Annotated in this window: 14 protein-coding genes; 6 read left to right on the plus strand and 8 right to left on the minus strand. The window is 37.5% G+C overall.

Annotated elements, in window-relative coordinates:
• Nucleotides 1-519 precede the first annotated feature (519 nt).
• The 5 genes from C5471_RS09155 to rluA all read left to right on the plus strand — a co-directional run bounded on the left by C5471_RS09155 (nt 520) and on the right by rluA (nt 7168).
• Complete coding sequence (locus C5471_RS09155; protein ID WP_133813703.1) at nt 520-1524, plus strand: TauD/TfdA family dioxygenase; 1005 nt, start codon at nt 520-522, stop codon at nt 1522-1524.
• 12 nt (nt 1525-1536) lie between these two features.
• Nucleotides 1537-2454: an AEC family transporter gene (locus C5471_RS09160; RefSeq protein WP_133813702.1), complete on the plus strand. Its 918-nt coding sequence runs from the start codon at nt 1537-1539 to the stop codon at nt 2452-2454.
• Nucleotides 2455-3020: 566 nt separating this feature from the next.
• Nucleotides 3021-3320, plus strand: coding sequence for a hypothetical protein (locus C5471_RS23945; RefSeq protein WP_133813701.1), 300 nt, complete (start codon nt 3021-3023; stop codon nt 3318-3320).
• A 194-nt stretch (nt 3321-3514) separates the two neighbouring features.
• Nucleotides 3515-6421 (plus strand): RNA polymerase-associated protein RapA, encoded by a 2907-nt coding sequence (gene rapA, locus C5471_RS09170; RefSeq protein WP_166295814.1) that lies wholly within the window; start codon nt 3515-3517, stop codon nt 6419-6421.
• Between the two features lie 96 nt (nt 6422-6517).
• Nucleotides 6518-7168 (plus strand): bifunctional tRNA pseudouridine(32) synthase/23S rRNA pseudouridine(746) synthase RluA, encoded by a 651-nt coding sequence (gene rluA, locus C5471_RS09175; protein WP_133813700.1) that lies wholly within the window; start codon nt 6518-6520, stop codon nt 7166-7168.
• A 98-nt stretch (nt 7169-7266) separates the two neighbouring features.
• Here rluA and waaB read toward each other — a convergent pair whose 3' ends face one another.
• The 8 genes from waaB to djlA form a co-directional block, all read right to left on the minus strand.
• The gene (waaB, locus tag C5471_RS09180; protein ID WP_133813699.1) at nt 7267-8337 is read right to left on the minus strand and encodes a lipopolysaccharide 1,6-galactosyltransferase; all 1071 of its coding nucleotides are present in this window, start codon (nt 8335-8337) and stop codon (nt 7267-7269) included.
• 10 nt (nt 8338-8347) lie between these two features.
• Complete coding sequence (locus C5471_RS09185) at nt 8348-9127, minus strand: PIG-L family deacetylase (RefSeq protein ID WP_133813698.1); 780 nt, start codon at nt 9125-9127, stop codon at nt 8348-8350.
• Between the two features lies 1 nt (nt 9128).
• On the minus strand, nt 9129-9875 hold the full coding sequence (locus tag C5471_RS09190) for a hypothetical protein (protein WP_133813697.1): 747 nt from the start codon (nt 9873-9875) through the stop codon (nt 9129-9131).
• On the minus strand, nt 9868-10524 hold the full coding sequence (locus C5471_RS09195) for a nucleotidyl transferase family protein (RefSeq protein ID WP_207627273.1): 657 nt from the start codon (nt 10522-10524) through the stop codon (nt 9868-9870). The genes C5471_RS09190 and C5471_RS09195 overlap by 8 nt, the downstream gene beginning before the upstream one ends.
• Nucleotides 10525-10789: 265 nt before the next feature.
• A complete protein-coding gene (locus tag C5471_RS09200) occupies nt 10790-11950 on the minus strand; it encodes an aminotransferase class V-fold PLP-dependent enzyme (protein ID WP_166295817.1) in 1161 nt (386 codons plus the stop codon).
• Nucleotides 11932-12606: a hypothetical protein gene (locus C5471_RS09205; RefSeq protein WP_133813696.1), complete on the minus strand. Its 675-nt coding sequence runs from the start codon at nt 12604-12606 to the stop codon at nt 11932-11934. The genes C5471_RS09200 and C5471_RS09205 overlap by 19 nt, the downstream gene beginning before the upstream one ends.
• Nucleotides 12607-12617: 11 nt before the next feature.
• Nucleotides 12618-13496, minus strand: a complete 879-nt coding sequence (locus C5471_RS09210; RefSeq protein WP_133813695.1) for a hypothetical protein — start codon at nt 13494-13496, stop codon at nt 12618-12620.
• A 529-nt stretch (nt 13497-14025) separates the two neighbouring features.
• Nucleotides 14026-14847, minus strand: a complete 822-nt coding sequence (gene djlA, locus C5471_RS09215; RefSeq protein WP_133813694.1) for a co-chaperone DjlA — start codon at nt 14845-14847, stop codon at nt 14026-14028.
• Nucleotides 14848-15030: 183 nt separating this feature from the next.
• Here djlA and lptD point away from each other — a divergent pair, with 183 nt between their 5' ends.
• Complete coding sequence (gene lptD / locus C5471_RS09220) at nt 15031-17355, plus strand: LPS assembly protein LptD (protein ID WP_133813693.1); 2325 nt, start codon at nt 15031-15033, stop codon at nt 17353-17355.
• The last annotated feature ends 61 nt before the right edge of the window (nt 17356-17416 follow it).

Genomic DNA, 17416 nt, shown 5'->3' on the forward strand with positions numbered 1-17416 from the left:
GAAATTCAACTTTTGTTATTACAAATTAAAAATGACGGTTTTATCACATATGAGATAATCTCATGGATATCACCAACAACCTATGTGAAAAATTTTGCTCTCATGTTTTCGTTTGTTTAATTTCGAATTTAAGAGAATTTTTTATTATTTTCACGGTGTTAAATTCATGCCTTATCAAAATAATGTAAAAAAGGTAATTATTGAAGCTATCCTTAGCTTGGAATTAGAATGGGTACTAAATTGCCTATACTTCCTAATCGACCTGTCTATTAACGAACATAGGTACATCACTCTATTTAAATTGATTTTTAGACGATCACGTTACCGAAATCATTCCTTATCATAAAGAGGGTTTCTATTGCATCCTAATAGTTCAAAAAAACAATTAAACGCAATCATTTTTTAAGGTGATGAACATCACACTATCTGTTAATTTTAGTTTTAAAACCGAATAATAAATGTAACATATTTCTTCTTTTGAGGTTATTTAACATTATTATTTTTCAAAGAGAATGATGAATGGATTATCAGAATTTATTTCAATTAACCATGCAAGAAAAACATGACCTCTTTTTAGCATTAAACAAAATTGATTACGATCCTACCGGGAGTGATTCATATATTCATGCAGTAAGATCCGCAATGATGTCTTTTTTACCTATAAGGATAATATCAGCGCTAAATAAACAGCGGGCATCTATAAATCCTCGGCCATACATAATTTTAAAGAATGTTCCAATAGATTGTGAAATATTTTTCTCTCCATCACCAAACCAATATATCCCATCAGCAAAATCAGGAAATATTAGTGAAAATATTTTAACCGGCATAGCGTCACTCATCGGTGAGCCATATTCGATGTTTTTTGAAGGTAAAGAATTAATTAATAACCTTATTCCGACTCATGAATCAAAAAGCGAATATACGAGTTTAGGGTTTGATGTTGAACTTGACTTTCATATTGAAAATGCAGCTTTAAAGCATTTTGAACAATATAATGTTTCACCACTCGGCTTGCTACTTACAGGAATCAGGCATGATCCCAATGGCCCTCTGACACGAATATCCGATTCACGTCTATCCATTGCTCAATTAGAAAAAGAGGATATAGAAACATTAGCTGCACCATTGTACAGTATTAAATTGCCTTACCGCTGGAGACAATCCACATTGATTGGAAAAGAAGAAACCCACCTCGTTTCACTTATATCAGAAAATCATATATTACCCGACATTAGCGCTGTATTTTATCCTGGTATGATAGCAGCCAGTACAGCAAAAGCTGAAGTTGCTTTGGAAAAATTCTATAGTTTGATTAAAGAAAATTCGGTAGGAATACATATTAACCCAGGTGATTTATTATATATCGATAACAGATTTACTTTGCATTCAAGAGATAAATTTTCTCCAACATTCGACAATATAGGAACGCCATTACGTTGGTTGCAACGTGTATTTATCTCATCAAATCTTTGGAATCATAGATATTTAAACCAAATTGAACACAGAGTTTTCTCTATTTAGAAGGAACTTCAGATGTTAAATGTTTTCTTTTCAATTCTGCCCATATTCATGCTAATTACTCTTGGTTTCTTATCCAAGAAATACATAAAAGACGTTTCTAATTTCTGGCACTTTTCTGATAAATTTGTTTACTATCTCTTTTTTCCTACTTTATTAATCTTAGATATTAGCGAAGCTAATTTCTCTGGCTCTAATAACTTCTACCCAATAGTATCAACGATAAGTTCAACAATCATCATTGCTATTGTTATTTTTACTGGCAGATTTTTCTTTAATACTACTCCTGCTCTATTTACCTCTATCTTTCAAGGTGGAGTTAGATATAATTCATATGTTTTTATCGCACTTTCACAATCACTATTCGGCAGTGACGGGGTTGTATTATCTGGATTTTTCGTAGCCTATATGATAATTATTACTAATATTATGAGTGTATTGGTAATGAATCATTATGGCAGTGGAAGTAAAAAGAGCCTCAGTGGTGCTATTCTTGCTTTAGCCAAAAATCCGCTAATTATTGGTGCTATTATTGGTGTGTTACTAAACTTTTTTAATATTCATATTACCGGCTCAATTAAGCAACTTTTTGTCTATTTATCAAATGCAGCGACACCATTAAGCTTAATGTCTGTAGGAGCGGGGTTGATCATTAATATGCACATAAGAAAGATACTTTCGATCTCCTACGCAACAATATTAAAATTGCTTGTAATGCCATTGATAACCATATTAATAATTAAATACTTGGGTGCATCAGGCGTTCCTGCAAACATTGCTATTCTATATTCCGCAGTACCTTGTGCTGGTAATGCTTATATATTAGCTAGACAAATGGGAGGCGACCATGAAGCAATGGCATCTATTATCACATGGACTACGTTATTATCCATCATTACTGTCACTTTAATTCTTGGCAGTGTGCAATTATAGAAATACGCATAAAAATAAAGCCAAATAATATTAAAAACGTATTGCTAAAAACAAATGTAATACGTTTTCTATTATTCTATTCCTATAGATAAATTAAAAATAACTCAAGACATTATAAATATCACCACAAATAAATAATCCATCCGCCTAATTTCATTAATATTTAAATAATCAAGAAATTAAACTATACATATTAAATTCTTATTAATGATTTATTATTATGCTGTTCTTGTAAAGCCAACATTTAAAGCCCAAAGATTATTTTCACATAAAAAATTTAATCTCTTAATAATATAATTTCTTACATATAAACATATTTCCCAATTATATTTTTTCGTTTTTATAAAATGTTGAATAAATAATGATAAATTTTAGGAAGGTTATTTATTAGCGAATGGTTATGTCTGATTCTTCTAAATTTGATATTTCAAGTTGTTGGGTTTTAATTGCGTAAGTGAGGGATTATACCTGCCTGTACTGAGAGAAACCCTTGCCCTCAATGGCTACCTGAAACAAGTCAGGGAACGCACTGCATTTATTATCTCCGATGTTTTTGATGAGCAGGATTGGGTGCCTTTCGAACACGATTGCACCAGTCTCAGACGTTTTATCTATCAACATCACTCTATGTTGACCAGACACCTCTGGCTCAGGATTTTCAGAAGCAACTGTATGCTCTGGTTTTTCTTGAACAATTTTATCAGGCGTTTATTCGTAGTTATGTTACCAGTACCCTAAAAGGAAAATTTGGTGATAAACTAATCTACTGTAAACGATTGGACCGTATCGCTGATGCTATCCTGCCATTTTTACAGGATGATTTTATAACTTTGCTCACCGGACAGTTGATCATGCCTTTTGGTTAAATACTATTTGGTTGATTACTATTTTTTACAGGTGACGACTGGCTTTGCTTCCATTAACATATCGCCCCTTTGACGAGTGATCAGGCGATTTGTGAGCATCTTGCTATCTGCCCATTATCTTCGTTAAATCAAACAAAAGCTGTCGTCCTTCACCTATAAATAACATTTATCTAACAGAAACTGAGTCAAAATTTATGCCATTTACCCTCGGTCAACGCTGGATCAGCGATACAGAAAGCGAACTTGGATTAGGAACCGTTGTTGCATTGGACGCACGAATGGTCACTTTGCTTTTTCCTGCCAGCGGTGAAAACCGCCTTTACGCCCGCAATGATTCTCCTATTACCCGCGTTATGTTTAACTCGGGGGATGTTGTCACCAGCCATGAAGGCTGGCAACTCAAAGTGGATGAAGTCCAACAAGAGAATAGCCTGATTATTTATACAGGCATACGTCTTGATACTCAGGAAGAAAATGTCAGTCTGCGCGAAGTGTTCCTCGACAGCAAGCTCACCTTCAACAAGCCACAGGATCGCTTGTTTGCCGGTCAGATTGACCGCATGGATCGCTTTGCCTTGCGCTTTCGCGCTCGCAAATATCAAAGTGAACAATTTAAACTGGCTGAAAGTGGTCTGCGGGGTATCCGCGCGAGCCTGATCCCCCATCAGCTTCATATCGCGAATGAAGTCGGCAAACGCCACGCTCCAAGGGTATTGTTGGCTGATGAAGTCGGCTTGGGTAAAACCATTGAAGCCGGGATGATCATCCACCAGCAATTGCTGGCAGGTCGCGCTGAACGTGTTCTGGTTATTGTGCCAGACAGTCTTCAACACCAATGGCTGGTAGAGATGCTGCGCCGTTTTAATCTACGTTTTGCCCTGTTTGATGATAGCCGCTATACCGAAGCCCGACATGACAGCGATAATCCATTTGAAACAGAACAACTGATACTTTGTTCACTGGATTTTGTCCGCCGTAATAAACAACGTTTTGAGCATATGCTTGAAGCTAATTGGGATCTGATGGTGGTGGATGAAGCTCACCATCTGGCCTGGAGTGAAGATGCACCCAGTCGTGAATACCAGGTTATTGAAGAATTAGCTGAACAGATCCCTGGTGTACTGCTACTAACCGCCACACCAGAGCAGTTAGGGCAGGAGAGCCATTTTGCCCGCCTGCGCCTGCTTGATCCAAGCCGTTTTCATGATTATCAGGCTTTTATCGACGAACAACAAAACTACCGCCCAGTTGCTGATGCCGTAACTCTGCTATTATCGGGTGAACAACTTAACAATAATCAATTAAATCTGATGGGTGAGCTGATTAGTGAGCAGGACATTGAGCCTTTGCTGAAAGCCGCCAACAGTAATAGTGATGAAAGTGAAATCGCACGCCGTGAACTGATTTCCATGCTGATGGATCGCCACGGCACCAGCCGTATTCTGTTCCGTAATACCCGTAATGGCGTGAAAGGCTTTCCTCATCGGGAACTGCACCAGATTAAATTACCTCTGCCAACTCAATATCAAACAGCCATTAAAGTCTCCGATATTATGGGCGCTAAAAAATCGCTGGAATCACGCGCAAGGGATATGCTTTACCCAGAGCAGATTTATCAGGAATTTGAAGGCGAAAACGCGACATGGTGGAATTTTGATCCCCGCGTAGAATGGCTGCTGGGTTTCCTGACGGCAAACCGTGATGAAAAAGTGCTGGTGATTTGTGCTAAAGCGACCACAGCTCTGCACCTGGAACAGGTACTGCGTGAACGCGAAGGCATTCGCGGTGCCGTTTTCCATGAAGGATTATCACTGGTTGAACGTGACCGCGCCGCAGCCTACTTTGCTTCTGAAGAAGAGGGGGCACAGGTGTTGCTGTGCTCCGAAATTGGCTCAGAAGGCCGTAACTTCCAGTTCGCCAACCAGTTAGTCATGTTCGATTTGCCATTCAACCCGGATTTATTGGAACAACGTATCGGACGTCTGGATCGTATCGGCCAAAGCCGTGATATCCAAATCAGTGTGCCCTATCTGGAAAATACCGCACAGGCCGTTCTGATCCGGTGGTATCACGAAGGTCTGGATGCATTCGAACACACCTGCCCAACTGGCCGTACTATCTACGATAACTATTATGAAACTCTGCTGAACTATCTTGCCAAACCGAATGAACAGGATAAATTTGGTGAATTTATTGAACAATGCCGCCAACAACATGAGCAGCTCAAATCACAACTGGAGCAAGGCCGTGACCGGTTGCTGGAAATGAACTCCAATGGCGGAGAACATGGCTTACAGTTAGCAGAAAAAATTTCAAAGTATGATAATGATACTGAATTAGTGAATTTTTCTCTCAACTTGTTTGATATCGTTGGTATCAATCAGGAAGATCGCAGCGATAACATGATAGTGCTGACACCCTCCGATCATATGTTGGTTCCGGATTTCCCAGGGCTGCCACAAGATGGCTGTACTATCACATTCGATCGTGAACAAGCACTGTCCCGTGAAGATGCCCAGTTTATCAGTTGGGAACACCCGATTATCCGTAATGGGTTGGATCTGATCCTTTCTGGTGATACCGGCAGCTGTGCTGTCTCTCTTTTGAAAAATAAAGCCTTACCCGTTGGAACCTTGCTGGTAGAGCTGATTTATGTGGTTGAAGCACAAGCGCCAAAACATCTGCAATTGACCCGTTTCCTGCCACCAACCCCATTGCGGGTACTGATGGATTTGAAAGGCAACAATCTGGCTGGTCAGGTGGAATTTGAAAGCTTTAACCGCCAGCTTAACGCAGTTAATCGTCATACTGCGAGTAAACTGGTTAATGCGGTACAAAAAGAAGTTCACGCTATTTTACAACAGGCAGAAGGTTTGATAGAAACTCAGGCTCAATCGTTGATTGAACAAGCGAAACAGGAAGCTGATGAAAAACTCACCGTTGAGCTTTCCCGCCTGGAAGCACTTAAAGCCGTCAATCCGAATATTCGTGATGATGAGTTGGAAGCGATTGAATCTAATCGCCAACAGTTACTGCTTAACCTGAATCAGGCAAGCTGGCGTCTGGATGCTATCCGCCTTGTTGTTGTTACACACCAGTAAGTATTAGCAATACCCAGAGGCTAGACCGGGATGGGGCGTTTCTCACCAAGCCCCCCATTCCTGTGCCTCCCTTGATATTCTGCTACCGGAGCCTCAATGGAAGCTTATAACCCTCCCACCGACCCATGGTTACATGTGCTCTATCAGGATCAACACATCATTGTGGTTAATAAACCCAGTGGGCTACTCTCTGTTCCTGGCCGGGCAGAAGAACATAAAGACAGTATTATGACGCGGATACAGCAGCAGTTTCCGACAGCAGAGTCTGTTCACCGGCTGGATATGGCAACCAGCGGCGTAATGGTGGTTGCATTGATCAAAGATGCGGAGCGTGAATTGAAACGCCAGTTCCGTGAACGGGAACCGAAAAAAACCTATATTGCACGGGTTTGGGGACATCTGGAACCAGAAACCGGTATTGTCGATCTACCATTAATTTGTGACTGGCCGAACCGACCAAAGCAGAAAGTTTGTTTTGAAACCGGAAAATCAGCTCAAACTGAATACGAAGTACTCGCTTATGAAGATGAAGCGACCCGGGTAAAACTCTCACCGATAACAGGTCGTTCACATCAGCTCAGGGTACATATGCTGGCACTTGAGCACCCTATTCTGGGAGATCGGTTTTACGCCCATCAGCAGGCAAGAGCAATGTCTCCTCGCCTGCAATTACATGCACAAGGGCTCTATATCACCCATCCGGCCTATGGAACCCCAATGCATTTTCAGTGTAAAGCCGATTTTTAATTAATAAAACTGCGGAATTCTCCCCCCTAAATTCTCATTGAGCGTGAAACGAACTTTTAGGATTAGGGGAGATGGATAGCTAACAATCCATAGGACTGTCAGCGCAGGGATAAAGCTTTAGTCATTCTTAACAGGAAATTATCTTCGTAAAGAAAGGCAATAGAATTTTTTATTGCATGATGATCTCTTGTTTTATATTCATTAATAATGAGTTGTAATTTTTTAGACAACTCAAGAATACTACCTGATCCATAAAGTTCACCATTTAAATCATTAATAATATCGTTTGGACCACACTTACAATCTGAACTTATACAATAGATACCATAAGATATTGCTTCCGCTAATACCATACCAAAACCTTCATATTTTGATGTTAAAATAAAAGCTGACACTTCTTTTATACTATCCATAACAAATTTCCAAGGCTGATCTTTCCAACCGTGCCAAATAATATTGTTATTTATATTAAGTTGTGAAGATAATTCTTTTAAATAATCCTCATCATCACCGGAACCTATCATATGTAACTCCCAATGACCATACAATTGGGAAAGAGCTAAAAATAGTTCAGTTAGATTTTTTGACTTGTAGGCAAGAATTCTTCCAACATATAAGAATCTAGCTATATTTTGGGGTTGAGAAATTATAAAAGAGTTCATTTTGATAGGGTTGAAAATAAGATGAAGTTTCTCTCTTTTTATTCCAAAGGATAACATTTGGTCTCTTAAACCAGAACTGATTACAATGTGCTCGTCAGCACAGCACAAATCTTTAATTTTCTGTAAGGTAGGATCCCTAATGGAGGTATGCAGCCAAGAGTAAGTTCTTACCGGGAAATTAATTTTTTTACAAGAAAGTCGAGCAATATTGCAGGATGTAGTGTCTAAACTGATTAGAATCTCGGGGTGGAGTCTTTCTAATATCAAGGACAATTCACATGCAATATCTTGGTGAGATTCGTCACTACTTGATGCCAAGGAGATATGCTGAGCATGAGATAACCAAGTACGGTTTTCAATTCTGTTTATCTTATTTAGGGATATGAAAATGAAATTAATTTCAATGTTGGCACGGTTAATCAAATCTATTAAATTTGAACATACAGTTTCTACCCCGCCATATCCATTCAAGAAGAGATCATGGTATATTATAAATATTTTTTTCATTATGAATCCTTTACTTAATTAACCAAAAACGTTCTTGGATTTGGGTTTTACTAATAGAGTGATGATATTCTTTCAATGAGATTAAAAGATTTGATTTGTTATCAAACAGAGGTTCTAATTGAGACTCATAAAAGAGGATATTTTGCATTTTTTCTTTTAAATCAATATCCACCAATATGGCATTCTTATCAAATTTGTTATTTCTTAATAAAGCACTTTCCAAACTATCTGGGTTAATAGTAGGATATTTACCTAAAACATAGGGAAAGTCTTCATAAAGTAATATTTTAAAATTACGTGAACCTTTTATGTTATATGCCAGATTGTTTATTATGATGTGATCTACATGTCGACCTATACCTAAAGGGGCATATATATAATCAGGTTGATAATTTGACAATGTTTTGTTGATAAGATCTTCAGCCATATCAGATGCATAGTCTGATTTATGTACCAGGCCACTATAAATCATGGCAGAATGCTTATATATAGGCTCACCGCATTGATCGACTCTGTAAATACAATCTAAAATTTTACCATGTATTGGAATAGCTGATAATTTATTGCAAAAAGCGATATCTTCATTAATTCGCTTTGAATAAAGTTTTGTAAATGAATTCATATTATCATTATGTACAGAGTCTAAATAATGAGATGTAAGATATTGGTCATGCTCAGTAAAAAATGTTAAAACAATCACTTTTTGATTTTCTGAAATTAATTTATATATTAAACCACCCGCACTTAAGGCTACATCATCTAAATGGGGTGATAAAAATAAATGAATCATTTCAAATCTCCATGCAAAGGTTGTTATATTTTATTTCCATTAGTACTATATAAATAGCTGCTAGATCAATACGTATCCCATCCCTGTTTTTTATAAAATCTGAGTTGTTAATGTTTGGTTTTTCTTGGAATTGAACTCTTTCATCATGGGCATAAAATTCTTTCATTATATCAAACCAGCTAGCATGGATTTTTTTTGCTGCAACTTCTATTATGCTGTCACTGTGGCCTAATATTGTCATTAAATCTGAAAAAATAGCATCGTTTGTAGAAAGTAGAATTTCATAATTAAAATTATCAGATACGATATTATCATCGTATAAATAAAGATTTTTTATTACTTCTGATATAATACTCAAATCGCTCTTTATTAACCTTTTCTCAAACTTCTTCTCTTTTTCAGTGAATGCTTGATAAGGTTTTAAAAAATTGATTTGCAAGTTGTACTCAATTTCAAGTTTTGTTATTGAATCTTGTATAGCCGTTTTATTGTCGATTAAATATTTTGCACACCATAGATCATGTATGCAAGAAGCAAGGATATCTAAGTTGTCTTCCCGTTCCAAAAACACACATATCTCAGAAAATAATTTAATTTTTGAACTACTTAGCTGGGAATTCAAAGTTCTATGGCTTGGATTAAATATAAATGACGCTTGCTTTAATCTTCTCTGAATCTCTTTAGTTAAATATGTTGAATTTAAATTAATTTTGCTATCCAGCAATTTTTTATTATTTTCTTTACTCATGATCCATCTCCTGTTCTTTGTTCATTAACCTTATTTCCGTTGATGATATATCTAAGCGAAATAAATTTTCCGGAATAGATTCAAATAAAAAACGGTGTTCATTTCTAATATTTACCAAATCATTAACTGTATGATATCTATTATTAAAAAAACGTCCAGCTACAAGAAACCTACAATCATTACTCTTAATTTTCATAAGAGATTTTTTTAATTCCTCTTCACCTCCATAATAAATAGGGTTATTAATTTCTTGACATAAATCAGCTCCAATGACGAAAATTGCCCCTTGATAAATATGTGATTTTTCAATAAAAAATTTAGCATCACTTAAAATAACATCACCTTTTCCTTTGAATTGTCTTATCCTCTTGAAAATTTCATCAGTTGAAATTGTAAGTTTTACCGCATTCTTGATTGACAGTTCATAATATGGTTTTCTTTTAGTCATTTCTGTAGCGATTTCTTTTAATTCTTCATGTCCTTTATGAAGTGGATTGAAAGAACCAGATAAAATTATAGAATTTTTCCAGTCTATCTTTGTATTGTTAAAATATCCGTTTCTATCAATATGTATATAATTCGACTTACCATTAATTAAATCGATTAGATAATTATCATTCTTGTTAGGAATATTAATATATATTCTCATATGCTATTATTGTTAATCAAATTTATAATACTTCCTTATAAACTCACATATTTCTGAAGTTATATCATTGTATTCTTTGCCAATAGTGATTAATGACATATTTTCATTCTTTTGAAAGAAATATAAAATTTATTTCCCTAGTGATCACTTGGCCGTTTGTCAGTAGCAAATCCTTTGTGTTTTAACATTAAGACTATGAGCTTTAAATATTTTACTCGCAGCTTCGCTGATCGCTAAATCGCCTAAGTTGTCTGAACGATTCTCATTAATTATAAGTACTTCCTTCATAACTTTCCTCAGTGATTTTAGCTAAGGCTGATTTTATTTTTAAAATATCTTCCATTGTATGCGACGTATCAATACTAACCCGAACAGCACCATCGGGATAAGTTCCAAATTTTTTATGGGCTAACGGTGCACATTGTAATCCGGGACGTGTAATAATATTGTATTTATTTTCTAGTATATAAGAGATTTCTCCAGGATGATAACCTTCTACGGTAAAAAGAATTGTTGGCAACCCGACATTATGTTTACAGATTAACTTGACCTTCTTTAATTGTGATAGTTCATCTATAAGATTCGTGCGCAGAGTTTGTAGTTGATTTTGAATGTTTTTTATCCCAATTTTTTTTAAACGTCTTATGGACGCTAGCAATGAAAGTATGCCAATAGTGTTTTGTGTTCCTGATTCATACTTGTATGGTATTCCAGTGGGCTGTTTTATTAATCTTGATAATACACCTGTCCCACCCTGGATTAATTCATTATGAGAAAATTCATTATCAAGAATAAAATATCCGCCAATACCTGATACTCCTCCTAAGCTTTTGTGCCCGCTAAAAACAAGATAATCAATATTACCTTTAGACAAATCAATTATTTGTGAACCAAAAGATTGTGAACCATCAACTAAAACCATCGTGCCATATAAATGTGCCAATTTTCCTATCTCATCTATATTACAAAATGTACCAATAGTATTGGAGCAACTATGAACCACTAATAACTTGGTTTTTTTATTCTTCAATAAAAATTCCAAATGCGACATATCAATGTCGCCATCTGTCACATCGATTAATTGACTACTTACCCCAATACCTTTTAAATGATCTATAGGTCTAAGCACTGAATTATGTTCTAAATGGGTAGTAATGACATTATCACCCGGCTTAAGCGTACCCTTTATACATTCGTTGAGTGAGTACGTTGCCCCTGAGTTAAAAATTACTGTCCCATGACGGTTTAACCCTGTTTGTTCGATTAATTCATGCCTGCACTCTTCAATGAGTTCTGTAACCTTTTTAGATTGTTGCGATAAAGATCGCCCTGGCGTTACCCCAAGAGTGTCCAAGTACATATTTATTATGTCTTTTACTTCTTGTGACTTTGGCCATGAAGTAGAAGCTACATCTGCATATAACATTCTTCAATCTCCATATGATTATTAATATATGATTTGAATTTTTTAGCAGTCGCATCCATCTCCCTTATTCCTTCATTAGCTCTCCAATCGGATCTTTCTGGTACATTCAAACTATTTGCTAATACTGTTCTTATCATCCCTCTCTCAATGAAATCTGATTCGCCTATCGTAAAAATGTACTTATTACCACTATCTTCAATGTAGATATAAGGCCCCGCCTCACCGAATATCTTAAGTTCATCCAACGAGTCTATAGTATGCATTTTAAATTGATGTTTTAATTTATTATGAATATCAATCTCGGTGGGGAAACAACATAAATGTGCGTGATAACAGTACTTCTGATTTGGGTCCATGACGATACAACCACCGGCTCGTCCATTTTCATAGCAGATAGGATTGTTTATATTGTAATATTCGCGATAAAAATCATTTATTATATTCTTAAACTTTTTCAGTTCTTTTATTGCTTCTTCATCGTATATTTCTGCAAAACACCGGTATCCCCCTAAATCAGCTTCACATTTGTTGGTGGCAATGATTATATAGCCCTCAATTATCTGGCCTTTAGGTATAAACGCATAGAAATGTTTTCCTTGTAAAAGTATTTTATCTTTTGCAAAGGAAGACTCTGGGTGACAAAAAATACATCCCATTTTAAACTCCTTTATCGTTTGTCGATTCTACTGATAAATATATTTTCATGACACAAATTGAAATCGTCTTCGGTATGCCAGGCAATCATCATACTAAACTTATTTATAATACTGTGTTTGCTCAGTCTACTTTGTAGTTCAGAATAAATAGGATTTGGTAAGATTATTCTGCATTTTTCCCTAATAGCAAGACAAGAATCAATTACAGATATAATTGTACGGGGAGCGGTGCTTGACAAACCGATCACTTCCACAGTGATATCATCAAAACCTAATATCGCCAATTCCTTTCCAACAGTTAACAACTTAATATCCCTGTAGTAAGGACACTGCTTTGAGTAAGCGATCCAATCGTTATTTACTTCCCTGCCGAAAAAATTGATTTTATTAATATTATCTATTTCATTAAAATCACTCAAATCTACATCGATTCTAGTACATCCTTCTACTACTATTTCTATAAAGTCAAAAACGTTCACTCTGTTACATATGTATTTCTCGAAAATCTTTGAATAACATTTGATCTTCCGTTCATCTGAGTAACAAACCGTTGCATCTACATCATTACGATGTGTTTGTTTAGCACTTTCTATTATCAAAGTTCGTGATTTTACACATTCATCTATGCCAAAATCGCTAAGCATATTAATGGATATCAGCCTGTTTTTAAGGCAAAACTCACACTTTCTTGCCATAACAATTGACAAGTATGTATCGTTTATTTTAAACGAAAATGCTTTGATCTCACTAGAAAGATTATATTTTTTTTCTTTAAGATTTCTCCAAATAAAATAATCTAAGCTTCCTATATCACGCTTATAAAAATTATTCAGCAAGATATAGTTTTCCTTCGTTATATCTTCGCAGATCAGGGTTAATCCATTTTCCATTATTTCCCCCGTTATTTTATATTGGTGATAATTTCTTCTCACTTTCAGTTTATATTCATTTCCCAGTATATGAATCATGAAATATTTTATTTTATGATCTGTATCATGATTTAAAGATCTAACAGGAGCAAAAAATGCAATTATTTATTCTGAGAAGTTAAATTTAAGTTTCCCCCAATCATGCAAGACCATAGGGCTGTCAGCGCAGGAACTGCAACGAAAGCGATTAGCACCTGTTAATTGGGGTTATTAAGAAGCGCCCACGATAATCACGGGTGATTTAGTGGGGAGAGCAAGCCACTAGACAAATACGGTAACCGAATTCAATGAAGCTAATATTAGGCACAAGGCCAAGCCAAAATAACCTACGAGAATACGGATATTTGCCATTTTTTGCATTCTTTTTTAATTGAAAGTAAAAAATATAAATTTTTCTAATATTCTAGAGGAATAAAAAATAAACACAATAACAATAGGGGATTTTATTCCCCAATATGTTAATAGGATGTTTTTAAAAAGAAAATAGGATTCATTTAAAACCTTTCTCTTTTTTAATCAGATCATAAGCAGCTTGAATTGACTGGGCTTTTTGTTTAGCAATCTCCATCATTTCCGGTGGTAAACCTTTTGCCACTAGCTTATCAGGATGATGCTCACTCATCAGTTTACGATAGGCTCGTTTAATTGTTGTCACGTCATCACTTTCACGCACACCCAGCACCTTACAAGCGTCCGCCAGTGTTGGCCCCTGAGCGGCTCTCTGGTAGCTGCCATACTGCTGTTGCTGCCACTCTCCTCCACCACCGAAATTGCGGCCACCTTCCATCATGGCAAGAAATTGTTCAAACTGGCTACGGGAGATCCTAAGTTCATCAGCAATGATAAACAGCACGTTCCTTTCATTCGGATGCAGCTGACCATCAGAAAATGCAGCCTGTAACTGAATCTCCAAAAACATCCGAATTAAGTCAGACCGGCCAAAGCAAGCACGACGCAATTGTCTGAGTGTCTCACGCAAAGGAAAATTCAGCTCTTTACCTTCACGAAAAGCATGCTGTGCCGCAGTCCTTGCTTGCCCGTGAAGTTGCATTCGGTCCATTAACTGGCTGGCAAGCTGGATGTCTGTTTCGGTCACCCGTCCTTTTGATTTAGTAATATGCCCCATCACCTGAAAGGTACTGCTGAAAAACAGCATCTGGCGGGACTGATTATCCGCAAAAAAACCTTGGTTTCTCCGTACACTGGCCCTATCAAACAGATGACCAATAAACAGGCCAATGACAATACCCCAGAAGCCTGCTCCAGACATGACACCAAAGATCAGTCCAAGCAATTTTCCCCAATAATGCATATACTCCTCAATTCATCAATGCTCTGAGTGTAGTTTTGCATTATCATACTATTCATTCAGCTCCGTGCCTAACGGCAAGATAAATAAAGGCATGACTTTACACTAGCGCATATTCATTGAGTGCGTTAGTCTCTTGAGGTTTGCCGGCCTAACGCCACTGATGACGGAACCGCATAAATATCTATGAAGAAATGTTATCCAACTTTGCTGGCCACAATGGTATGGGCCGCACTTTATAGTCAGCATGTACATGCTGATCTCGCAGCACAATGTATGCTGGGTATACCTGTTTACGATCAGCCAATAATTTATGGCGATCTAAATCAACTTCCTGTCAATATCCTGGCGGATGACTCACACACAGATTATCCGCGCTCTGCTAAGTTCAGCGGTAATGTCCATATTAAACAGGGTAATAAAACATTGACCGCTGATAAGGTACAACTTGATCAGACAGAAGATGAAGTTCCGCTAAGGACTGTTACTGCAACGGGCAATGTTCATTATGACGACCCCCAAATTATTCTGAAAGGTCCACGCGCCTGGTCTAATTTAAATAATAAAGATACAGATATGGATCAAAGCGATTATCAGATGGTCGGGCGTCAGGGACGCGGCATCGCAGATAAAATGAAACTGCGTGGTGAAAACCGCTATGCCATTCTGGATAATGGTTCTTTTACTTCCTGCCTGCCTGGTAATGATAGCTGGAGCGTTATTGGCTCCGAAGTCATTCTCGACCGTGAAGAAGAAGTGGCTGAAATATGGAACGCCCGTTTCAGAGTGGCGAATGTTCCGGTATTTTATAGTCCGTATCTGCAATTACCGATCGGTACTAAACGCCGCTCCGGTTTCCTTATTCCTAACGCCAGCTATTCCAAAAATGATGGCTTTGAATTTCTTTTGCCCTATTACTGGAATATTGCACCGAATTATGATGCCACGATTACGCCGCATTATATGAGTAAACGTGGTTTAAAACTGGATAATGAGTTCCGTTACTTAACGAAAGCAGGTATAGGTACACTTGCGTTCGACTGGCTGAATAATGACGATCAGTATATCAAAGATAAAAATGCAAGAACACGCACCGCCAGAGAGAGTGATAATCGCTGGTTATTTTACTGGGGACACAATGGTGTGATGAATCAGGTATGGCGCTTTAATATCGATTATACCAAAGTCAGTGACCCTGAATACTTTTCTGATTTCAGTTCTCAATATGGTTCTACCACCGACGGCTATGCCACACAGAAATTCAGCATGGGATATGCTCAACAAAGCTGGAATGCCACCTTATCGACTAAACAATTCCAGATTTTTTCTAAAGATACCAATAGAAAAGCCTACAGAGCTGAACCACAGTTAGATCTGAACTATTACAAAAACGATCTGGGGCCATTTGATCTTAAGGTCTATGGTCAGGCGGTAAAATTTACCAGTGTAGGTAAAGATAATCCGGAAGCAACCCGTTGGCATCTGGAACCCTCCATTAACCTGCCACTTTCCAATGGCTGGGCCAGTATAAATAATGAAGTTAAGCTGATGGCGACTCATTATCAGCAGGATATTCCCAAGGCTCTTGAAAATGCTGAATATAAAGAGTCGGTTAACCGGGTTCTGCCGCAGTTCAAAAGTGAGGCCAAAATGGTGTTTGAGCGTTCAACATACCTGAACAGCGATTACACCCAAACGTTAGAACCACAGATTCAGTATCTGTACGTGCCATACAAAAATCAGGCTAATATCAATAACTTCGATTCATCTTTACTGCAAACTGACTATACTGGCCTGTTCCGTGAACGCTTTTATGGTGGCCTGGATCGCATTTCATCTGCTAATCAAGTGACTACTGGCCTCACTACTCGCATTTATGATGAGAGTTTGGTTGAACGTTTTAACCTGTCGTTAGGTCAAATCTATTATTTTGAACGTCCGCGCACCGGTGAGGAAAATATCATTAACAGTAAAGACAGAACAGGTATGATGACCTGGGCTGGTGATACTTACTGGAGAATTAATGATTCCTGGGGTTTGAAAGGCGGTATGCAGTACGATACTCGTCTGGGCAGCGTAACGATGGGGAATACAGTACTGGAATATCGCCGTGATGCAGACCGGCTTGTGCAGTTGAACTATCGTTTTGTTGACCGAGATTATATCCAGGCCACAGCTAAAAGTGCCCCCGCTTTCCAGCAAGGTATTTCTCAACTTGGTCTGGTTGCAAGCTGGCCGTTGAGTGATCGCTGGGCTTTGGTCGGCGCTTACTACTATGATACCAAAGAGCAGCAACCTGCAAGTCAGTTAGTGGGCTTGCAATACAACACTTGTTGCTGGGCGGTTAACGTCGGTTATGAGCGTAAAATCGTGGGTTGGAAAGACAACAATAGTGAATTTGACAACAAATGGTCATTTAACTTTGAACTCCGAGGCTTAAGTAACAATCATAGTCTGGGTAGCCAGAAAATGTTGCAGTCTGGCATCATGCCATACCAGCGTGCATTCTGATGCTAATAACGCTTTGATATTAAACAATATAAGTCCGCTATCGCGGAACCTACATATGATG

The organism is Photorhabdus tasmaniensis, assembly GCF_011189505.1.
Taxonomy (GTDB): domain Bacteria; phylum Pseudomonadota; class Gammaproteobacteria; order Enterobacterales; family Enterobacteriaceae; genus Photorhabdus; species Photorhabdus tasmaniensis.